Below are 19924 nucleotides of genomic sequence, written 5' to 3' on the forward strand. Positions count from 1 at the left end.
GAGGACGGGCACCCCGGAGGACCGTACTCCGGGGTGCCCGTCCTCATGCGGGGGTCAGAACCCGGCGATGGGGTTCTTCAGGGTGCCGACGAGCTGGAGCGCGCCGGACGGGTCCGCCAGGTCCACCATCTGCTTGTTGTTCCGCAACTGGAGGCGGTTGAGGCAGGACAGGGAGAACTCGGGGGCGAACATGTCGTACTGCCGGAACCTGTCGGCGAGTTCGGGTGCCGCGTCCTGGTACTCGCGGGTGACGTCCGCGACCGTACGCCAGAAGTCGTCCTCCTCCAGGACGCCCTCGGCTGCCAGTTGGGAGGCGAGGAAGCGGAAGAAGCAGTCGAAGACGTCGGTGAAGATCGACAGCAGCTTCTTGTCCTCGGGGACCTCGACCCGCAGCCGCTCCACCGTCGGCGGCAGCACCGCGTCCGGGTCCATGACGGCGATCTCCTCGGCGATGTCCTTGTAGATCGCGCGCTCGACCACGCCGTCCTTCAGGACGAGGATCACGTTCTCGCCGTGCGGCATGAACACCAGGTCGTAGGCGTAGAAGCTGTGCAGCAGCGGGGTGAAGTACGCCCGCAGATAGCGCCGCAGCCACTCCACCGGCGTCAGCCCCGACCGCGCGATCAGCGCGCCGGCGAAGGACGCGCCCTCGTGGTCCAGGTGCACCAGCGAGGCCATCGTCGCGAGGGACTCGCCGTCCCGGAGCGAGGAGACCGGGCTCTCGCGCCACAGGGCGGCGAGCATCTTGCGGTACGGCGAGTAGCGGTCGGTCGCCGCCTCGTACTCCAGGTGCCGATAGCCGACGGCGGCCCGCTCGCGGATGATCGACAGGCCGGTGGACTTCAACACCGGGTCGTTGTCGATGAGTTGGGCGAGCCAGTCGTTGATCGCCGGGGTCGCCTCCATGTAGGCGGCCGAAAGCCCGCGCATGAAGCCCATGTTGATGACGGACAGGGCCGTCTTCACATAGTGCTTCTCCGGGTTCGACCTGTTGAAGAAGGTCCGGATGGACTGCTGGGCGAGGTACTCGTCGTCGCCCTCGCCGAGGCAGACGAGATGGTCGCGGGCGACCTCGGCGGCGAAGGTGACGGTGAGCTTGTTCCACCACTGCCAGGGGTGGACGGGGATGAGGAGGTAGTCGTCGGGGTCGAGGCCCCGGTCGGCCAGGGTGGCGCGGAAGCGGTCCAGCGTGGCGCTGCCCAACTCGCCCTTGACGAACGACTCGTAGTCGATGCCCACGCCCGCCGTGAACGCCGCCCGCGAGCGGTGCGCGGCCAGCCACACCAGCCGGACCGGGCTCGCGGTCTCCGGGGCGTACGAGAGGTACTCGTGGATGCCGAAACCGAGCCGGCCGTTGTTGGCGACGAAGCAGGGGTGGCCCTCGGTCATCCCGGTCTCGATGGCCTGGAAGTCGCTCTTCACCAGCTCGGCGACCGGGGTCTGCGGCTTGGTGAGCTTGTAGCAGGTGCCGGAGAGGGTGGAGGAGATCTCCTCCAGGTAGACCGGCAGGATCTCCTCGCTCAGCCCGAGCGCCTGCTTCAGCTCGATGAAGAAGTCCAGGGCGGCGAGCGGGAGTTCGGCGCCGTCGCGGTGACGGGTGATCGAGTCGGCGTCGACCTGCCAGTGGTCGAGGGCGTACCGGGTGGCGGTGAACCGGTAGCGGGTCAGACCGTCGTCACTGCGGACGACGTACAAGTCGCCGTCTTGATCGGCCGGTTCAGGGGTGATCAGCCGCTCGTGCGCGAACTCGCCGAGGGCCTTGCGGATCAGCAGGCGGTTGGCCTTCTCCCAGCGCTCGGGGGAGAGGTGGGCCACGGCGTCGGCGAGGCTCATGCGGACACCGCCGTAGCGGCCAGGCTGTGCTCACCAAAGAAGCGTTCCCGTGTGCAGAAGCTCAACAAGGCCTTCTTCTCCGGCTTCTGGATCTCACGCTCGGGCACGAACCCGACCGCCTCGTTCAGGGCGTGCACGGCGGTGTTGGACACGTCCGGCTCCACGACGACACGGGCGACCGCCGGGTCCTCGAAGAGGCGGGCCATCACGGCGGTGATCACCGCACGGGTGAAGCCGTGGACGGGCGCCTCGGTGGCCGGCGTCAGGAAGTGCATGCCGACGTCACCGGGCAACGGCTCGTACAGGCCGACCAGTTCGCGATGACGGGGGTCGTAGTACTCCATCAGGAAGGCGGGGACACCGTCCTGGAGCCCGAGCAGCGCGTGCTGGTGCTCGTCGGCCGCGATCTCCATGTAGGCGCGCTCGACGTCCTCCAGTCTCGCGTCCTGCATCATCCAGAACGCGGCCTTGGGGTGGGTGAGCCACCGGTGCAGCAACTCGGCGTCCTGGAGCGGGTCGAGAGGGCGGAAGGTGAAGGTGCCTGTGGTGGTGAGGGCGGTCATACGGCGAACTCCTGGAACGCGATGGTCTGTTCGACCGGGTAGTACTCGGTGCCGAGCAGCTCACGGATGATGTACGAGTTGCGGTACGCGCCCATGCCCAGGTCCGGGGACGTGATGCTGTGCGCGTGGACGCCGGCGTTCTGGAGGAAGACGCCCCGGCCCGTGGTGTCGATCGAGTAGTTGCGCGCGATGTCGAAGTTGCCCCGCGAGTCGTAGCGCAGGCGCTCGTGGACGGGCTTGAGGAACTCCGGCTCCGCGTACTGGTAGCCGGTGGCGAGGATCAGGCCCTGGGAGCGCAGGGTGTAGTCCTTCTCCTGCTCCTCCTGGCGGAGGCCGAGTTCGTAGACGCCGTCACGGTAAGTGGCGCTGTCCAGCGAGGAGTTGGTGAGCAGCCGGGTGGGGACGGGACCGCCGACCTTCTTCTGGTAGAGCAGGTCGAAGATCTCGTTGACGAGGTCGCCGTCGATGCCCTTGAAGAGGCCCTTCTGCTCGGCCGTGAGGCGGTAGCGGGTCTGCTCCGGCAGGGCGTGGAAGTAGTCGATGTACTCCGGGGAGGTCATCTCCAGCGTGAGTTTCGTGTACTCCAGCGGGAAGAAGCGCGGGGACCGCGTCACCCAGTTCAACTCGTAGCCGTGGACGTCGATTTCACTCAGCAGGTCGTAGTAGATCTCGGCGGCGGACTGCCCGCTGCCGACCAGCGTGATCGACTCCTTGGCCTGCAACTCCGCTTTGTGCCGCACATAGCGGGAGTTGTGGATGAAGTCGCCGCCCAGACCCGCGACGGCCTCCGGGAGATACGGCGGCGTGCCGGTGCCCAGGACCAGATGCCGGGCGCGGTACACGTCACCGGCCCCGGTCCGGACGACGTAGACCTCGTACTCGTCCTCGTACGCGACTTCGGTCACCGTCGTGCCGAAGCGCACGTTGGAGAGCTTGCCTGCCGCCCAGCGGCAGTAGTCGTCGTACTCGACCCGCAGCGGATAGAAGTTCTCGCGGATGTAGAAGGGGTACAGACGCCCCTTCTCCTTCAGGTAGTTGAGGAAGGAGTACGGCGAGGTCGGGTCGGCGAGGGTGACCAGGTCGGACATGAACGGGGTCTGGAGGTGGGCGCCGTCGAGGAACATGCCGGCGTGCCACTCGAAGTCGGGCTTCGAGTCCAGGAAGATCCCGTCGAGTTCGGCGATCGGCTCGGTGAGGCAGGCGAGGCCGAGGTTGAAGGGCCCGAGCCCGATCCCCACGAAGTCGTAGGTCTTGTGCGAGGCTTCAGGAAGCGCGGTCAAGGGACTCTCCCAGGTACTGCTCGGCATGGCCGGCGATCAGGTCGAGGACGGCGGCGATGTCGTCGGCCGTCGTCTCGGGGTTGAGCAGGGTGAACTTCAGGTAGTGGCGGCCGGCGACCTTGGTGCCCGCGACCACCGCGTCACCGGAGGCGAACAGGGCCTTGCGGGCGTACAGGTTGGCGCGGTCGATCTCGGCGGGGTCGGTGACGGCGGCCGGGATGCAGCGGAAGACGAGGGTGGAGAGCGAGGGCTCTACGACGACGTCGAAGCGTGGGTCGGCGGCGAGCAGCTTCCACCCCTCCACCGCCAAGTCGCAGACCTCGTCGAAGAGTTGACCGACACCGTCGGCGCCCATCACGCGCAGCGTCATCCACAGCTTGAGCGCGTCGAAACGGCGGGTGGTCTGGAGGGACTTGTCGACCTGGTTGGGGATGCGTTCGTGCACCATCCGCTGCGGGTTGAGGTACTCCGCGTGATAGGTCGCGTGGCGCAGGGTGTCGGCGTCGCGGACCAGGACGGCGGACGAACTCACCGGCTGGAAGAAGGACTTGTGGTAGTCGACGGTGACGGAGTCGGCGCGCTCGATGCCGTCGAGCCGGCCCCGGTACTTCAGCGAGGCGAGCAGACCGCAGCCGTAGGCCGCGTCGACGTGCATCCACACCCCGAACTGCGCGCACAGCTCGGCTATTTCGGGCAGCGGGTCGATGGAGCCGAAGTCGGTGGTGCCGGAGGTGGCGATGACGGCCATGGGCACGAGCCCGGCGTCCTTGCAGCGCTCCAGCTCACGGGCGAGCGCGACCGTCTGCATCCGCTTGTCGGCACCGACGGGTATCGACACCACCGCATCCTGCCCAAGTCCCAGCAGTTTCGCGGACTTCTTCACGCTGAAGTGGCTGACCTCGGAGGCGAAGATGCGCAGTTTCGCCAGGCTGTCGGTCTTGGCCTCCTCGCGGGCCAGCAGCAGCGCCTGGAGGTTGGACTGGCTGCCGCCGGAGGTGAACACCCCGTCGGCGTGCGGCCCGAGGCCGATCCGCTCATTCGTCCAGTCGATCAGCTTGCGCTCGATGAGGGTGCCGCCGGCCGACTGGTCCCAGGTGTCCAGGGAGGAGTTGACGGCGGAGAGCACCGCCTCGCCGAGCACCGCGGGGATGACGACCGGGCAGTTGAGGTGGGCGAGGTAGCGCGGGTGGTGGAAGTAGACCGCGTCCCGCAGATAGACCTCGTCCAGCTCGTCGAGCACCGCGGCGGTGTCGTGGAGCGGGCGGTCGAGGTCGATCCGGTCGATGAGGGGGGAGAGGGCGTCGACCGTGACGCCGGTGAACGGTCGTTCGGTGGTGGCGAGTTTGGCCGCCACCCGCTCCACGCCTTCCGTCACGGAGCGGCGGTAGTGCTCCGCAGTCGTGTCATTGAGCAGGTGCGAGCGCATGTGGGGGTCCTCCGGTGGGGAAGTCCGTGCGGGACAGGCGAGCGGCGGGGTTCCGCAACATCAACTTAGGTAAGCCTAACCTAACTTAATGTCCGGGAAACCCGCCCCATCCGTGACAGCCGTCACTCACGCATCACGGGCCCGTCGCACGGTCATCCGGCCTCGCGCAGCTGCTCCTCACTGAGCCCCTGCCGCCAGTACCCGACGAAGGTCACCCGCCGCCGGTCGATCCCCCGCTCACCCACGAAGTGCCGCCGCAGCACCTTCACTTGACCGGACTCGCCCGCGATCCACACGTACGGCCGCCCGGCGGGCGGGAGTTGGGCGGCACGAAGGGCGCCGAGGGCCATGGGGGACCCCTCGGTGCCCTCGTTCCCCCGTACCAGCCAGGTGACCTCGGCGTCGGCCGCGGTCACCAAGTCCTGGATGTCACCGGCGTGTTGGACCTCCAGCCAGACCCGCGCACGGGTGCCGGCCGGCAGCGCTTCGAGGATGGCGGACGCGGCCGGTACGGCGGTCTCGTCACCCCAGACGACCACCAGGTCGGTGTCCTCCGGCGGCCGGAACCGAATCGCCCGATTGTCCGCGACCGCCGGCCCGAGCAGCACGACCCGGTCACCGGCGGAGGCACGGGACGCCCACCCGGAGGCGGGCCCCGCCGGTTCGTGCAGCACGAAGTCGATGTCGATCTCGTCGGGATCACGGCGCAGGGCGCGGAGCGTGTACGACCGCATCACCGCCCGTACACCGTCCGGCAGTTCACGCCACCCCTGCCACCACCCGTCCCCGAGTTCGTACGGCACGGCGGGCCGCGACTGGCCCGGATGCGGCAGAAAGAGCGACAGGGACTGATCACACCCGTCGGAGAAGAAGTACGCGAGATCATCCCCGGCGAAGGTGACCCGGACCAGAGACGGCCCGAGCCGCTCCGTCCGCACAACCTGGAGTGAGAAGAAACGGAAGGGAGCGGCGACGGCCATAGTCATGGAGGGGGGCTCCTTTGGAGGGGTGTCAGGTGTCCTACCTAAGGGGCGCGGGGAACTGCGCGCCCAGCCACATCCGGCCCGCAGCTCCCCACGAAAGCGAAACCACCCCTAAATCAACTGACCTTCTTCGCGCTCTCGATCGCCTTCGCCAAGTCCTCAAGCAGCGGCGCACACTTGTCGTACGACAGAATCGGCTCAGGATTACGCGCGATGACCTGCCCGGCCTTCACAGCGGGAAGCTTCTTCCACGTGCCTTCGGTAATGTCAGCGGGCTGAATCGCCGAAGTCCGGTTGTCCATCATGATGATGTCCGCCCCGTACTTGTCGACGTTCTCCCAGCTGAGGTTCTCGAACCAGCCACCACTCGCCTTGAGCGCAGCCGCCGACGGCTCGACGAAGTTCACGCCGAGAGCCTTGTAGTACTCGAGGTCGATGGAGAGGTTGGACCCGGAGACGTAGAAGATGTCCTGGCTCGCGGAACCGGCGAGGACCTTGATGTCCGGCTTCGCCTTGGCCGCGGCGCGCAGCCGTGCCGCGGCGTCCTCGAACCGCTTCTTGGCCGCCGTGATCGTAGAAGAAGTGGTGTCGGCGCCAAGGGACTTGGCGAGTTCCAGCATGCGCGCGAGCGGCGTCGGCAACTGGACGTCGTACGCGGAGATGCCGACGGTCGGCGCGCCCACGGCGAGGATCTTCTTCTTCGACTCCTCCGGGACGTACCAGAGCGTGCCGGCCGCGTCGAACATCGTGGTGATGAGGACGTCGGGGGAGAGGGCCGCGTACTTCTCGATGTTGAACTGGCCCCACTCGTTGCCGATGCTCGTGACCTTGCTGATGTCCAGGTCACCGGCCTGCACATCGGCCTTGCCGTCCTTCAGCTTCGTAGGCCCGAAGACGCCCTTGGACTCGATGCCGTAGTCGTGCAGCGCGGCGGCGACACCGATGAAGGAGACGATGTTCGCCGGGGTCCTGTCGGTCTTCGCGGTGGTGCCCCGGTCGTCCTTGAAGGTCCAGGGCCCGGCCTTGGCGGCCGTCGTCTCCTTGTCCGAGCCACCGCTTTTCGCGTCGTCGTCGCCGCAGGCCGCGAGCACGGCGCCGAGGCCGAGGGCGCCGCCCGCGGCGAGGATGCCGCGGCGGGAGAGGTGGGTGGCACGGGCGTTGGACATGTGTGGCTGCTTTCGAACAGGGCGGATCACCCGCCGGACAATTCGAAGGTAGGTTAGCCTAACCTCACTAGATGTCCAGTGGGTGGGGTGCTCATCGCCCGGCCCCGTGGCACCCCTGTGCCGACCCTGTGACTGCGCGTCTCGCGCACTTTGGCTTTCAACCTCCTTGTCCCGTCCATCCGTTGTGATCACGCTCGGTCGTAACGAGCTCCGCGCACGGATGTTCGGTGATATTCGGAGGTGGAGTGGCTACCACGGTGGACATGACGGGTGTGGAAGCGGTCGTGCGGAGCGACGCCGCGCTGCTGGAGGACGACCTGGCCGAGTTCCTCGGCTCGCTGACCGCCCCGGCGCGGGCGGCGGCCTCCGTGTACGACGCGGCGCTGCGCCGCGCCCTGTACGAACCGGTCGCCGACGCCGTCGGATCCAGGATCGGCCAGCAGGCCCTGCCGCCCGCCGCCGGCGCACCCGGCGGCCGGGCTCCCCTGCGCCCCTCGATGGTCTACTGGGCCTACCGCAACTACCGGGGCTTCCCCGAAGGGGCCGAGAGGGCCGCCGACTTCGCGGTGATCCGCCGAACGGCAGTTGCAGTAAGGATTCTGCTGAAGGCCGCCGTCGCCCTCGACGACATCCAGGACGGCAGCGTCGTCCGCTACGGCGAACCCGCCCTCCACACCACCCACGGCGCCCCGCTCGCCCTCAACACCGGCGCCTGGCTGATCATGTCCGCGCTGCGGCACGCGGCCGACCCGGCCGTCGTGGACAGCCTGGTGCGCTCGGTCGGCGACGGCTTCACCGGACAGGCCGTCGACCTGTCCTCGCGTACGGCCCTCACCCGTGCCGAGCTGACGGCCGCGCCGCGTGCCACGCGGGTCGACTTCTGGGAGTCGACGGCCGCCCTCAAGACCGGCACCCTGTTCTGGATGCCGCTCGACGCGGCGGTCGCCGGGCTGCGGGTGGTCGAGGACGACCGGCAGGCACTGGACGGCGCGATGCGCCAACTCGGCCTCGCCAGCCAGCTGTTCAACGACCTGACCGACTTCGTGCCCGAACTCGGCGGCGCCAACATCCACGAGGACTTCGACGGCCTGGGCAACCGGGTCTTCCTGGAGCTGCTCGACGACGCACCGCCCGGCGGGGACTTCAAACCGTACGTTCTCGGTCACCCGAAACTGCGGCGCACGCTCCTCGCGCTCGCCGAGGAGGCCGTGGCCCTGAAGCGCGCCGCGAAGGACGCCGTCCACGGGGTGTGCCGTTCCGAACGCAGCGCCGCCTACTTCGACGTGACGATCGAGCGCAAGGGCCACCTCATCGACCGTCTGCTCACGACGGTTCGGCAGCGGAGCGGCGCATGACGGACATGGACACGGACACGCTGAGCCGACGCCTGAGGAACGGCACCCGCACCTGGCACGAGGCCCTGGAAACCACCGGGTTCGCCACCGCGATGCTCACCGGAACCCTCCCCCTCGACCGCTACGTCGGCCAACTCGCCGCCTACCACGTGGTGTTGAAGACGCTGGAGGCCGAACTGGCCCACACCACCTGCCCGTCCGTCGGCTCGGTGTGGTCGCCGGACCTGGTCAAGCTCCCCCTCGTCGAGCACGACCTCCGCCACTTCGCCGCCCAGGGCGCCTCCCCCGAACCCTGCCCCGCCGCCGAGGAGTTCGCTGACGAGATACGGCGAACGGCGGCGACCGAACCCCGCGAACTCCTCGGCTTCCTCTACGTGTTGGAGGGCTCGACCCTCGGCGCCCTGTTCCTCCTCCGGTACGTCACCGAGGCGTACCGGCTCACCGACGGGAACGGTGTGTCGTACTACGGCAGCGGCGACCGCACCCGCTGGGCGGCCTTCGCAGAGCGCCTCGACCGGGCGCTCGGCGAACCCGACGTACAGGAAAGGGTGCTGGCCGCCGCCGAGCGGGCGTACCACCATGTCGCCGTGATCTCACGGGAGTTGTCGGCGGGTCTGGGCAGTCCGGCCCGTGCGCCGGTGTAGTCGGCGCGGTCAGCCCGTGAGGCCCAACTCGCGGGCGATCAGCATCCGTTGGACCTCGCTGGTGCCCTCACCGATCTCCAGGATCTTGGAGTCGCGCCACATCCGGGCCACCGGGTACTCGTTCATGAAGCCGTAGCCGCCGTGCACCTGGGTGGCGTCGCGGGCGTTGTCGACGGCGATGGTGGAGGAGTACAGCTTGGCGAGGGCCGCCTCCTTCTTGAAGGGCTCGCCGGCGACCAGGCGGGAGGCCGCGTCCCGCCAGGCGAGGCGGGCGGTGTGGGCCTTCATCTCCATGTCGGCGATCTTGAACTGGATGGCCTGGTTGGCGCCGATCGGCCGCCCGAACGCGTGCCGTTCCTTGGCGTACTTCACCGACTCGTCGACGCAGCCCTGCGCCAGACCGGTGGCCAGCGCGGCGATCGCGATGCGGCCCTCGTCCAGGATGCGCAGGAACTGGGCGTAGCCGCGCCCCTGTTCACCGAGCAGGTTCGCCGCCGGGACCCGTACGTCCGCGAAGGACAGCTCACGGGTGTCGGAGGCGTTCCAGCCGACCTTCGAGTACGGCGCCGCTACCGTGAAGCCGGGTGTCCCGGACGGCACGATGATCGCCGAGATCAGCGGCTTGCCGTCGGGTTTGCGGCCGGTGACGGCGGTGACCGTCACCAGACCCGTGATGTCCGTACCGGAGTTGGTGATGAAGCACTTCGAACCGTTGATCACCCACTCGTCGGTGTCCGGGTCGAGCCGGGCCGTCGTCCGGGTCGCCCCCGCGTCCGAGCCCCCGTCCGGCTCGGTCAGCCCGAAGGCACCGAGGATCTCGCCGGAGCACAGCCGGGGCAGCCACTCGGCCTTCTGCGCGTCGGTGCCGAAGAGATGGATCGGCATCGCGCCCAGCGACACCCCCGCCTCCAGCGTGATCGCGACCGACGAGTCGACCCGGGCCAGCTCCTCCAGGACGAGACCCAGCGCCAGATAGTCGCCGCCCATCCCGCCGTACTCCTCGGGGAACGGCAGCCCGAACAGGCCCATGCGGCCCATCTCGCGGACGATCTCGTACGGGAACTCGTGCCGCTCGTAGAAGTCGCCGATCTTCGGCGCCACCACGTCGTGCGCGAACTCCTCGACCGTACGGCGGAGTTCTTCCAGCTCGGGGGAGAGACGGTGGTCCATGGCGGGTCACTGCTCCTTGTGGGGCTGTGTCGTTTTGCCGAGTGCCCGGACGGTGCGGGACGGGCTGGGTCGGCCCAGTTGGTCGGCCATCCACACGCTGGTGGCGGTGAGACGGGCGAGGTCGACTCCGGAGTCGATGCCGAGACCCTGGAGCATCCACACGAGGTCCTCGGTGGCGAGGTTGCCGGTGGCGGACTTGGCGAACGGGCAGCCGCCGAGGCCGCCCGCCGAGGCGTCCACGGTGGTGACGCCGTGCTGGAGGGCGGCCAGGGTGTTGGCGAGCGCCTGGCCGTAGGTGTCGTGGAAGTGCACGCCCAACACGTCGGTGGGGACGTGCCGTTCGTTGAGCGCGGCGAGAAGTTCCAGTACGTGCCCCGGAGTCGCGACGCCGATCGTGTCGCCGAGGCTCAGCTCGTCGCAGCCCATGTCGACCAACTCCCGGCAGACACGCACCACTTGAGCGATCGGGACCGCGCCCTCCCAGGGGTCGCCGAAGCACATGGAGACATAGCCGCGCACATGGGCACCCTCCTCCTTGGCGCGGGCCACGACAGGGGCGAACACGGCCAGCGACTCGTCCACCGTCCGGTTGAGGTTGGCCTTCGCGAAGGACTCGGTGGCACTGGCGAAGACGGCGACGCGGGTCGCCTTCAGGGCCAGGGCCCGGTCCAGCCCGCGGCCGTTCGGCACGAGGACGGGCAGGTGGACGCCCTTCAGGTCGCGCACGAGCGGGAACAGCCGCTCGGCGTCGGCCAGTTGGGGCACCCACTTGGGGTGGACGAAGCTGGTGGCCTCGACGGTGGTCAGGCCCGCGTCGGCCAGCCGGCGCACGAACTCGGCCTTGACCTCCGTCGGCACGGTCGCCTTCTCGTTCTGCAGCCCGTCACGGGCCCCGACCTCGTGGATACGCACCCGGGCGGGCAGATCGGGGGCCGGTACGACCATCGGGAGTGTCACTGGTCCTCCTCCGCAGGTGTGACGACCGCCAGCACCTGGTCCATGGCGACCGTCGCGCCGGGGGTCACATCGATTTCGGTGACGATGCCGGGGTGCGGCGCGGAGACGACGTGCTCCATCTTCATCGCCTCCACCACCAACAGGCTCTGCCCAGCGACCACTTGATCCCCCACGGCGACCTTCACCACGGTCACGGTCCCAGGCATCGGCGCGGTCAGCGAACCGGCACCGGACCGGTCGGCCCCGCTGAGCGAGGCGGCCACCGGATCGTGGTCCCGCACCTGCCAGGCATCCCCGTCCCGCCCGAGCCAGTCACCGGCCCGATGGAAGGTGTGCCGGACCCCGTCGAGGGTGACGGCGACCCGGTCCTCGGTGACGGTGTGGCTGCCGCGCGGGACGTACTCCACGGGCTCGGTCACCCGCAGGTGGAACCCGACCGGCTTCGGAGCACCGCCCAGCCGCCAGCCGCTCGGCACCGAGAACGGGTCGGTCCAGCCCTCGCCCTTCGGCCGCAGAGCCTCCAGCCGTACGGCGGCTGCCGCCTCGTACACCTCCTCGGGCACCTCGTCCGGGATCAGGGAGTCCGCCTCCCGCTCGACCAGCCCGGTGTCCAACTCGCCCGCCACGACGTCCGGATGGGCCAGGAGCCTGCGCAGGAACCCCGCGTTCGTCGGCACGCCCAGCGTGACCGTGTCCGCGAGGGCCGCCCGGAGCTTCCTGAGCGCGGTCGCACGGTCGGGGCCGTAGGCGATGACCTTGGAGAGCATCGGGTCGTAGAGGCTGCCGATCTCGGTGCCTTCGGAGAGCCCGGAGTCGGTGCGGACGCCGTCGCCGGAGGGCTCGCGCAGCCGGATCACCGTGCCGCCGGAGGGGAGGAACCCGCGGGCAGGGTCCTCCGCGCAGATACGCGCCTCGACGGCGTGCCCGGTGAGCGTGATGTCGTCCTGCACGAACGGCAGCCGCTCGCCCGCAGCCACCCGCAGCTGCCACTCCACCAGGTCGAGCCCGGTGACCAACTCCGTTACCGGGTGCTCCACTTGGAGACGGGTGTTCATCTCCATGAAGTAGTACGACGACGGGTCGTTGCCCGGCACGATGAACTCCACCGTGCCCGCGCCCGCGTACCCGCACGAACGGGCCGCCTGCACCGCCGCCTCGCCCATCGCCGCGCGCGTGGCGGAGTCCAGGAGCACGCTCGGGGCCTCCTCGACGACCTTCTGGTGCCGGCGCTGCAAGGAGCACTCGCGTTCGCCGAGGTGGACGACGTTGCCGTGGCCGTCGGCCAGGATCTGGATCTCGATGTGCCGGGGGCGGTCGACCCACCGCTCGACGAGGAGGGTGTCGTCGCCGAAGGAGGCGCGGGCCTCGCGCCGGGCGGCGGCGATCTCCTCCTCCAGGACGGTCAGATCGCGGACCAGGCGCATGCCCTTGCCGCCACCGCCCGCCGACGGTTTGAGGAGGACGGGTGCGCCCAACTCATGCGCGGCCTTGGCGAGTTCGGGGTCCCGACCGCCGGGGACGACCGGGACCCCGGCAGCCTCCACCGTCTCCTTGGCGCGGATCTTGTCGCCCATGAGGGCGATCGCGTCGGCCGGCGGTCCGATGAAGACCAGCCCGGCGTCGGCGCACGCGCGCGCGAAGGCCGCGTTCTCCGCGAGGAAGCCGTATCCCGGGTGCACGGCCTGCGCGCCGGTGCGGGCCGCCGCCTCCAGCAGCCGCTCCACCGACAGATAGCTCTCGGCGGCCGGTGCGGGACCGATCCGTACGGCCGTGTCGGCCTCCCGGACGTGCCGGGCGTCCGCGTCGGCGTCGGAGAAGACGGCCACCGAGCGCACGCCGAGCGAGCGCAGGGTGCGGATCACGCGGACCGCGATCTCGCCCCGGTTGGCCACCAGGACCGTCGAGAACATCTCGAATGTGTCGACCGTTTCCGGCATCTCGGGCACCTTCATCACATCCGGAAGACGCCGAACTGGGTGTCACCCAGCGGCGCGTTGGCACAGGCGGTCAGGGCGAGACCCAGCACCTGGCGGGTCTCCAGGGGGTCGATGACCCCGTCGTCCCAGAGGCGGGCGGTGGCGTAATAGGCGTTGCCCTGACGCTCGTACTGCTGCCGGATGGGGTCCTTGAAGCCGCTCTCGTCGGCCGCCGACCACTCCTCCCCGCGCGCCTCCAACTGGTCGCGTTTCACGGTCGCGAGGACCGACGCGGCCTGTTCGCCGCCCATCACGGAGATCTTGGCGCCGGGCCACATCCACAGGAAGCGGGGGGAGTAGGCCCGGCCGCACATCGAGTAGTTGCCCGCGCCGTACGAGCCGCCGACCACCACGGTCAGCTTGGGCACGCGCGCGCAGGCGACGGCGGTGACCATCTTGGCGCCGTTCTTGGCGATGCCGCCCGCCTCGTAGTCCTTGCCGACCATGAACCCTGAGATGTTCTGCAGGAACACGAGCGGGATGCCGCGCTGGTCGCACAACTCGATGAAGTGGGCGCCCTTCTGGGCGGATTCGGAGAACAGGATGCCGTTGTTGGCGACGATGCCGACCGGGTGACCATGGATCCGGGCGAAGCCGGTGACCAGGGTCTGCCCGAACTCGGCCTTGAACTCGGCGAAACGGGAGCCGTCGACCACGCGCGCGATGATCTCCCGTACGTCGTAGGGCGTACGGGAGTCGACCGGGACGGCGCCGTAGATCCCGTACGGGTCGACCTTGGGCTCGACCGCCTCGGTGACCTCCCAGGGGAGCGGCCCGCGCGCGGGGAGTGTGGCGGCGATGTTCCGGACGATCCGCAGGGCGTGCGCGTCGTCCTCCGCGAGGTGGTCGGTGACACCCGACACGCGCGCGTGGACGTCGCCGCCGCCCAGCTCCTCGGCGGTGACGACCTCACCGGTGGCGGCCTTCACCAGGGGCGGCCCACCCAGGAAGATGGTCCCCTGATTCCGGACGATGACGGCCTCGTCGCTCATGGCCGGCACATAGGCCCCACCGGCGGTACACGACCCCAGCACGGCGGCGATCTGCGGAATCCCCGCCCCCGACATCCGGGCCTGGTTGAAGAAGATCCGCCCGAAGTGGTCCCGGTCCGGGAACACCTCGTCCTGCATGGGCAGGAAGGCACCCCCGGAGTCGACGAGATAGATGCACGGAAGCCGATTCTCCAGGGCGATCTCCTGGGCCCGCAGATGCTTCTTCACGGTCATCGGGTAGTACGTCCCGCCCTTGACCGTGGCGTCGTTCGCGACGATCACGCACTCGCGCCCGCTCACCCGCCCGATCCCGGCGATCACACCGGCGGCCGGGGCGGCCCCGTCGTACATCCCGTCGGCAGCCAGCGGAGCCAGCTCCAGGAAGGGAGAGCCCGGATCGAGAAGCGTGTCGACACGGTCACGGGGAAGCAGCTTGCCGCGCGCGGTGTGCCGTTCCCGGGCCCGCTCACCCCCGCCGAGCCGGGCCACGGCCAGCTTCTGCCGCAGCTCCTCACTCAACGCACGGTGCGCCGCCTCGTTGGCCCGCCACGCCTCCGACGCGGGGTCCGCCGCGCTCGTCAGCTCCGGTGCCTCTTGCATTCCGTGGGTCCCCTCGCACAGCGATCGGCCGCTCTCGGCTGTTAATGAGCGTTAACCATTTCCTTCAGGTTAACGACCGCTAACCTCCCTGTCTAGAATTGCTTCCATGGCCACGAGAACCGACGCCCCCACCCGCCGCGAGCAGATCCTCAAGGAGGCCGCGCGGCTCTTCGCCGAGCGGGGTTTCCACGGCGTCGGCGTGGACGAGATAGGCGCCGCGGTCGGCATCAGCGGCCCCGGCCTCTACCGCCACTTCCCCGGCAAGGACGCGATGCTCGCGGAACTCCTGGTAGGCATCAGCGGCCAACTCCTGACAGGCGCGAAGCGCCGCCTGGCAGAGGCGGAGGGCGTGACCTCCTCCGAGACCTTCCTCGACTCCCTCATCGAGGGCCACATCGATTTCGCCCTGGACGACCGCCCCCTGATCACCCTCCACGACCGCGAACTGGACCGCCTCCGCGACACCGACCGCAAGCTGGTACGCCAGCTCCAGCGCCAGTACGTCGAACTGTGGGTGGAGGTCGTACGAGACGTGTACCCGGACCTGTCCGAACCCAGCGCACGGTCGGCGGTCCACTCGGTGTTCGGACTCCTCAACTCGACTCCGCACCTGGGCCGACCGGGCTCGCTGCCCGGGCGGGGGGCGACGGCGGAACTGCTGCACCGGATGGCGCGGGGGGCGTTCGGGGCGGCGGCTTCGACGGGCTGACGGGCCCGGCGGTCGCGAACCGAAGGCCGCCGGACGACAGAGGGAAGCCGCAAGCCGCAAGCTGCAAGCCGCAGGCTGGAGGCGCGAAGCCGAAAACCGGCAGCCGAGGGCCGGAGACCGGGCAAGCCACGGCTCGGGCGCGGTCGGCGGACGCAGGCGCGGCCGAGCCGCCCCCGGGGTCCGGGGCAGAGCCCCGTGTCGGGACTTCTCGGCCTACCGAGTCGGGCGCGTGGGTGGGCAGAACCGGCGTGACGAGCGTTACGTACCCGTCCCGCTGGACGCTCCCCCTACTCGCCGGTACCGTAATGTTCTGAGCAAGCGCTTAGAAACGGACCCTTGGGCTAGCTGGAGGTGGCGGCGGTGCGCCGTACGGTGTTTGACGAGGACCACGAGGCGTTCCGGGAGACCCTCCGGGCCTTCATCGAGGCCGAGGTCGTGCCCGTCTACGACGAGTGGTTCGCGGCCGGCCAGGCGCCGCGCGAGTTCTACTACAAGCTCGCCGAGCTGGGCGTCTTCGGCATCCGCGTGGACGAGGAGTACGGCGGCGCGGGCATCGACTCGTACAAGTTCGAGGCCGTCCTCTACGAGGAGACCGCGCGCGCGGGCGTCTCCTTCGGCGGCTCCGGTGTGCACGTGCTGCTCGGCCTGCCCTACATCAAGCTGCTCGCCAACGACGAGCAGAAGAAGAAGTACCTCCCGAAGTTCGTCTCCGGCGAGGAGATGTGGGCCATCGCGATGACCGAGCCGGGCACCGGCTCCGACCTCGCGGGCATGAAGACCACCGCCAAGCTCTCCGAGGACGGCACGCACTACGTCCTCAACGGCGCCAAGACCTTCATCACCGGCGGTGTGCACGCCGACCGCATGATCGTCTGCGCCCGCACCGACGCGCCCTCCAAGGAGGACCGCCGCCACGGCATCTCCCTGTTCGTGGTGGACACCAAGGCCGAGGGCTACTCGGTCGGCCGCAAGCTCGACAAGCTGGGCCTGAAGACCTCCGACACCGCCGAGCTGGCGTTCGTCGACGTGAAGGTGCCCGTCGAGGACCTCCTCGGTGAGGAGAACAAGGGCTTCTCCTACCTCGGCCACAACCTCGCCTCCGAGCGCTGGGGCATCGCCTTCGGCGCGTACGCGCAGGCCAAGGCAGCCGTCCGGTTCGCCAAGCAGTACGTGCAGGACCGTGTCGTCTTCGGCCAGCCCGTCGCCGCGTTCCAGAACACCAAGTTCGAACTGGCCTCCTGCCAGGCCGAGGTGGACGCCGCCGAGGCCGTCGCCGACCGCGCGACCGAGGCCCTCGACGCCGGTGAGCTGACGCCCGCCGAGGCCGCCTCCGCGAAGCTGTTCTGCACCGAGGTCGCCCACCGCGTGATCGACCGCTGCCTCCAGCTGCACGGCGGCTACGGCTTCATGAACGAGTACCCGATCGCCCGCCTGTACGCGGACAACCGCGTCAACCGCATCTACGGCGGCACCAGCGAGATCATGAAGACGATCATCGCCAAGGACATGGGTCTGTAAGGTCCCGGCAATTACGGCCCGGTACAACTGGACGCCATGAACCAGGCACTACAGGATCTCCTCGATCTGCTCGACCTCGAGCAGATCGAGGAGAACATCTTCCGCGGCCGGTCCCGCTCCGCCGTCGTCCCCCGTGTCTTCGGGGGCCAGGTGGCGGCGCAGGCGCTGGTCGCCGCCGGGCGTACGGTCCCCGCCGACCGGTACGCCCACTCCCTGCACGCGTACTTCCTGCGCATGGGCGACCCGGGCGCGCCCATCGTCTACACCGTCGAGCGGATCCGCGACGGCCGTTCCTTCACCACCCGCCGCGTGCTCGCCGTCCAGCACGGCCGGCCGATCTTCGCGCTGTCGGCGTCCTTCCAGACGTACGAGGAAGGCCTCGACCACCAGGCGCCCATGCCGACCGCCCCCGACCCGGAGACGGTTCCCACCGGCCAGGAGCGGCTGCGCGGCTACGACCACCTCGACCGGGGGATCGTTGAACGATTCCTGGAGGCCCGTGAGGCGATCGACCTGCGCTACGTCGACGACCCGCCGTACGGCAGGTTCGGCGAGCCGCGCGAACCGCACTCCCAGGTGTGGTTCCGCACCAACGGCAAGCTCGCCGACGACCCCCTCCTCCACGTAGTCCTCGCGACCTACGTCTCCGACATGACCCTCCTCGACTCGATCCTCCTCGCGCACGGCCGCGGCGGCTGGGCTATCGGTGACGTCGTAGGAGCCTCCCTCGACCACGCGATGTGGTTCCACCGGCCGTTCCGCGCGGACGAGTGGCTGCTCTACGACCAGGAGTCGCCGTCGGCGTCCGGCGGGCGCGGGCTCGGGCAGGCACGGATCTACACGCAGGACGGACAGCTCGCCATCTCCGTGATTCAGGAAGGTGTGGTCCGGGTTCCCCGGGAACACTGAGGGCATGGCAGAAACAGAGGAAGGTGAGGGTGGAGGAGAGTCCACCCTCACGGTGATCGTCGCCGCCGTCGCCAACCTGGGCATCGCACTGGCGAAGGCGGTCGCCGGCGTCATCAGCGGCTCCAGCGCGATGCTGTCCGAGGCCGCGCACTCCGTCGCCGACACCGTCACCGAACTCCTCCTCCTCACCGCCCTGAAGCGCAGCGGGAAACCCGCCGACGAGGAACACCCCCTCGGCTACGGCCCCGAGCGCTACATCTGGGCGATGCTCGCCGCCGTCGCCACCTTCGTCGGCGGCGCGGTCTTCTCGATCTACGACGGAATCCACACCCTGGTCGCCGGCGAGGACCTCGGCGACCCGCTCATCTCGTACATCGTGCTCGGCGTCGCCTTCCTCCTGGAGGGCTACTCCCTGCGGACGGGCGTACGCCAGGCGCGCGGCGAGGCGGCCCGCTTCGACGCCTCCTTCAAGCGCTACCTCCGCTACACCCCCGACACCGCCGTCAAGGCCGTGGTCCTGGAGGACTCCGCCGCCCTCGTCGGCCTGGTCCTGGCCGCCGGCGGCCTGCTCGGCGGACAACTCACGGGCTCCGGCGCCTGGGACGGCCTCGCGTCCCTCTGCATCGGCCTCCTGCTGCTCTACGTCGCCTGGGTGCTCGGCCGCTCCAACGCCGAACTCCTCATCGGACGCCCGCTGCCCAAGGCCATGCGGGAGCGGATCAAGGAGGAGCTGCTCGGCGTCGAACACATCGAAGCCGTACTGGAGTTGACGACCCTCGTGCAGGGCCCGCGCGAGGCGCTGGTCGCCGCGAAGATCGACTTCCGGGACAGGTCGACGGCCGCCCAGATCGAGTGGGCCTGCGAACAGGCCGAGCAGCGACTGCGAGAGGCGTTCCCGGCGGTGAGCCGGGTGTATCTGGACCCGACACCCGGGTATGCGCAGCGGCGGGCGGAGGGGCTGAACCCCTGGCCGTGACAGGGGAGTTGGATCCCGTCCCTCAGTCGAGCCCGGCCTCCGCCAGCAGATACGCCACCATCGGGTCGTAGTACCTGGGGCTGACCACATGGTCGTCGAGCGGGACCGCGACCTGTACGGTGCCCTCCGACTCGGCGAGGAAGAGCGCCGGGTCGTTCGAGTCGGCGTAGCCGACGGAGTCGACGCCGTGGCGGCCCGCGTAGCCCGCCCAGCCGTGGTCGGCGACGACCAGGTCGGGCAGCGGGCGGCCCTCGCGCTCCAGGGCGGTGAGGATCGCCTTCATCGGCTCGCCGGAGTGGGTGTGCCAGAGCGTGGCGCCGTGTTCGAGGACGGCCACGTCCGCGAACTGCATGACGTACCCCTCCTCCGTCTGGAGTCCCTCCGGGATCACGACGATCTCGCAGCCGGCCGTGCGCAGGGCGGCGGCCGTGGCGTGGTGCACGTCGAGCAGGCCGCCCGGGTGGCCGGTGGCGAGGAGGACCCGCTGCTGCCCGTCGGCCGCCTTGCGCAGCCGCGCCGCCAGGCGGTCGAGGCCCGCGATCGTCAGCTCCGGGTCGATGCTGTCCTGGCCGTAGCGGTACTCGGGATCGTCGTTCACGCCCACCCGCTCCGCCAGCACCGCCAGCACGTCCTGCTCGTCGGTCCAGCGGCTGCCGAACTCCAGGCCGAACCAGTAGTGGCGGTCGCCGTTCGCGAGCTTGCGGTAGTGGGAGAGGTTGTTCTCGCGGGGCGTGGCCACATCGCCCGCGATACGGGTCTTCACAAGGTGGTCGACGAGCTCGGCGCGGCTGGGTGTCCCGGGTATCGGCATGCTTCCCATTGTGGAGCAGAGGACTGTGCCCGTACCCGACGTCCCGAACGCTGGGA

Annotated in this window: 17 protein-coding genes; 6 read left to right on the forward strand and 11 right to left on the reverse strand. The window is 69.5% G+C overall.

Features of this window, described 5'->3' with window-relative positions; genetic code table 11:
• Positions 1 to 54 precede the first annotated feature (54 nt).
• The 6 genes from ACIQBL_RS13940 to ACIQBL_RS13965 all read right to left on the reverse strand — a co-directional run bounded on the left by ACIQBL_RS13940 (position 55) and on the right by ACIQBL_RS13965 (position 7251).
• Positions 55 to 1833, reverse strand: coding sequence for an IucA/IucC family protein (locus ACIQBL_RS13940; RefSeq protein ID WP_401940781.1), 1779 nt, complete (start codon positions 1831 to 1833; stop codon positions 55 to 57).
• Complete coding sequence (locus ACIQBL_RS13945) at positions 1830 to 2396, reverse strand: GNAT family N-acetyltransferase (RefSeq protein ID WP_401940783.1); 567 nt, start codon at positions 2394 to 2396, stop codon at positions 1830 to 1832. The genes ACIQBL_RS13940 and ACIQBL_RS13945 overlap by 4 nt, the downstream gene beginning before the upstream one ends.
• Positions 2393 to 3676, reverse strand: coding sequence for a lysine N(6)-hydroxylase/L-ornithine N(5)-oxygenase family protein (locus ACIQBL_RS13950; RefSeq protein ID WP_401940786.1), 1284 nt, complete (start codon positions 3674 to 3676; stop codon positions 2393 to 2395). Before ACIQBL_RS13950 ends, ACIQBL_RS13945 begins: the two co-directional genes overlap by 4 nt.
• Entirely contained in the window at positions 3660 to 5102 is a 1443-nt protein-coding gene (gene desA, locus ACIQBL_RS13955) for a lysine decarboxylase DesA (RefSeq protein ID WP_401940788.1), read from the reverse strand. The genes ACIQBL_RS13950 and desA overlap by 17 nt, the downstream gene beginning before the upstream one ends.
• A 152-nt stretch (positions 5103 to 5254) precedes the next feature.
• Entirely contained in the window at positions 5255 to 6088 is an 834-nt protein-coding gene (locus ACIQBL_RS13960) for a siderophore-interacting protein (RefSeq protein ID WP_401940791.1), read from the reverse strand.
• A 113-nt stretch (positions 6089 to 6201) separates the two neighbouring features.
• Positions 6202 to 7251, reverse strand: coding sequence for an ABC transporter substrate-binding protein (locus ACIQBL_RS13965; protein WP_401940793.1), 1050 nt, complete (start codon positions 7249 to 7251; stop codon positions 6202 to 6204).
• A 263-nt stretch (positions 7252 to 7514) separates the two neighbouring features.
• Between ACIQBL_RS13965 and ACIQBL_RS13970 the strand changes: the two genes are divergently transcribed.
• Together ACIQBL_RS13970 and ACIQBL_RS13975 are read left to right on the forward strand one after the other, a co-directional pair.
• Positions 7515 to 8606 carry a polyprenyl synthetase family protein gene (locus tag ACIQBL_RS13970; RefSeq protein ID WP_401940795.1) on the forward strand — a complete coding sequence of 364 codons (1092 nt, stop codon included), beginning with the start codon at positions 7515 to 7517 and terminating at the stop codon, positions 8604 to 8606.
• Positions 8603 to 9250: a biliverdin-producing heme oxygenase gene (locus tag ACIQBL_RS13975; protein WP_401940796.1), complete on the forward strand. Its 648-nt coding sequence runs from the start codon at positions 8603 to 8605 to the stop codon at positions 9248 to 9250. The genes ACIQBL_RS13970 and ACIQBL_RS13975 overlap by 4 nt, the downstream gene beginning before the upstream one ends.
• Before the next feature lie 9 nt (positions 9251 to 9259).
• On the opposite strand, the gene ACIQBL_RS13980 is transcribed toward ACIQBL_RS13975, so the two are convergent.
• The 4 genes from ACIQBL_RS13980 to ACIQBL_RS13995 are packed head-to-tail and all read right to left on the reverse strand — an operon-like array spanning position 9260 to position 14945.
• On the reverse strand, positions 9260 to 10420 hold the full coding sequence (locus ACIQBL_RS13980; RefSeq protein WP_401940799.1) for an acyl-CoA dehydrogenase family protein: 1161 nt from the start codon (positions 10418 to 10420) through the stop codon (positions 9260 to 9262).
• Positions 10421 to 10426: 6 nt separating this feature from the next.
• Positions 10427 to 11365: a hydroxymethylglutaryl-CoA lyase gene (locus ACIQBL_RS13985; protein ID WP_401942487.1), complete on the reverse strand. Its 939-nt coding sequence runs from the start codon at positions 11363 to 11365 to the stop codon at positions 10427 to 10429.
• 8 nt (positions 11366 to 11373) lie between these two features.
• Positions 11374 to 13287: an acetyl/propionyl/methylcrotonyl-CoA carboxylase subunit alpha gene (locus ACIQBL_RS13990; RefSeq protein ID WP_401942488.1), complete on the reverse strand. Its 1914-nt coding sequence runs from the start codon at positions 13285 to 13287 to the stop codon at positions 11374 to 11376.
• A gap of 41 nt (positions 13288 to 13328) precedes the next feature.
• Positions 13329 to 14945 carry a carboxyl transferase domain-containing protein gene (locus ACIQBL_RS13995; RefSeq protein WP_401940801.1) on the reverse strand — a complete coding sequence of 539 codons (1617 nt, stop codon included), beginning with the start codon at positions 14943 to 14945 and terminating at the stop codon, positions 13329 to 13331.
• Positions 14946 to 15051: 106 nt separating this feature from the next.
• On the opposite strand from ACIQBL_RS13995, the gene ACIQBL_RS14000 reads away from it, so the two are divergent.
• The 4 genes from ACIQBL_RS14000 to ACIQBL_RS14015 all read left to right on the forward strand — a co-directional run bounded on the left by ACIQBL_RS14000 (position 15052) and on the right by ACIQBL_RS14015 (position 19057).
• Entirely contained in the window at positions 15052 to 15654 is a 603-nt protein-coding gene (locus ACIQBL_RS14000; protein ID WP_401940804.1) for a TetR/AcrR family transcriptional regulator, read from the forward strand.
• Between the two features lie 360 nt (positions 15655 to 16014).
• Entirely contained in the window at positions 16015 to 17172 is a 1158-nt protein-coding gene (locus ACIQBL_RS14005; RefSeq protein WP_401940806.1) for an acyl-CoA dehydrogenase family protein, read from the forward strand.
• 36 nt (positions 17173 to 17208) lie between these two features.
• Positions 17209 to 18081 (forward strand): acyl-CoA thioesterase, encoded by an 873-nt coding sequence (locus tag ACIQBL_RS14010; RefSeq protein ID WP_401940808.1) that lies wholly within the window; start codon positions 17209 to 17211, stop codon positions 18079 to 18081.
• Positions 18082 to 18085: 4 nt separating this feature from the next.
• Positions 18086 to 19057 carry a cation diffusion facilitator family transporter gene (locus ACIQBL_RS14015; RefSeq protein ID WP_401940810.1) on the forward strand — a complete coding sequence of 324 codons (972 nt, stop codon included), beginning with the start codon at positions 18086 to 18088 and terminating at the stop codon, positions 19055 to 19057.
• A gap of 22 nt (positions 19058 to 19079) precedes the next feature.
• Here ACIQBL_RS14015 and ACIQBL_RS14020 read toward each other — a convergent pair whose 3' ends face one another.
• Positions 19080 to 19868: a phosphatase gene (locus tag ACIQBL_RS14020; protein ID WP_401940812.1), complete on the reverse strand. Its 789-nt coding sequence runs from the start codon at positions 19866 to 19868 to the stop codon at positions 19080 to 19082.
• Between the last annotated feature and the right edge of the window lie 56 nt (positions 19869 to 19924).

Origin of the sequence: Streptomyces sp. NPDC088350 (assembly GCF_044753545.1) — a bacterium.
In the GTDB taxonomy this organism is placed as follows: Bacteria; Actinomycetota; Actinomycetes; order Streptomycetales; family Streptomycetaceae; genus Streptomyces.

Bases quoted from the DNA above. Each gene is read 5' to 3' on its own strand.
- ACIQBL_RS14000 (WP_401940804.1), top strand. From the start codon at position 15,052: ATGGCCACGAGAACCGACGCCCCCACCCGCCGCGAGCAGATCCTCAAG.
- ACIQBL_RS13940 (WP_401940781.1), bottom strand. From the start codon at position 1,833: ATGAGCCTCGCCGACGCCGTGGCCCACCTCTCCCCCGAGCGCTGGGAG.
- desA (WP_401940788.1), bottom strand. From the start codon at position 5,102: ATGCGCTCGCACCTGCTCAATGACACGACTGCGGAGCACTACCGCCGC.
- ACIQBL_RS13970 (WP_401940795.1), top strand. From the start codon at position 7,515: ATGACGGGTGTGGAAGCGGTCGTGCGGAGCGACGCCGCGCTGCTGGAG.
- ACIQBL_RS13945 (WP_401940783.1), bottom strand. From the start codon at position 2,396: ATGACCGCCCTCACCACCACAGGCACCTTCACCTTCCGCCCTCTCGAC.
- ACIQBL_RS13990 (WP_401942488.1), bottom strand. From the start codon at position 13,287: ATGTTCTCGACGGTCCTGGTGGCCAACCGGGGCGAGATCGCGGTCCGC.
- ACIQBL_RS13965 (WP_401940793.1), bottom strand. From the start codon at position 7,251: ATGTCCAACGCCCGTGCCACCCACCTCTCCCGCCGCGGCATCCTCGCC.
- ACIQBL_RS13975 (WP_401940796.1), top strand. From the start codon at position 8,603: ATGACGGACATGGACACGGACACGCTGAGCCGACGCCTGAGGAACGGC.
- ACIQBL_RS13995 (WP_401940801.1), bottom strand. From the start codon at position 14,945: ATGCAAGAGGCACCGGAGCTGACGAGCGCGGCGGACCCCGCGTCGGAG.
- ACIQBL_RS13960 (WP_401940791.1), bottom strand. From the start codon at position 6,088: ATGACTATGGCCGTCGCCGCTCCCTTCCGTTTCTTCTCACTCCAGGTT.
- ACIQBL_RS13980 (WP_401940799.1), bottom strand. From the start codon at position 10,420: ATGGACCACCGTCTCTCCCCCGAGCTGGAAGAACTCCGCCGTACGGTC.
- ACIQBL_RS14010 (WP_401940808.1), top strand. From the start codon at position 17,209: ATGAACCAGGCACTACAGGATCTCCTCGATCTGCTCGACCTCGAGCAG.
- ACIQBL_RS14020 (WP_401940812.1), bottom strand. From the start codon at position 19,868: ATGCCGATACCCGGGACACCCAGCCGCGCCGAGCTCGTCGACCACCTT.
- ACIQBL_RS14015 (WP_401940810.1), top strand. From the start codon at position 18,086: ATGGCAGAAACAGAGGAAGGTGAGGGTGGAGGAGAGTCCACCCTCACG.
- ACIQBL_RS13985 (WP_401942487.1), bottom strand. From the start codon at position 11,365: ATGGTCGTACCGGCCCCCGATCTGCCCGCCCGGGTGCGTATCCACGAG.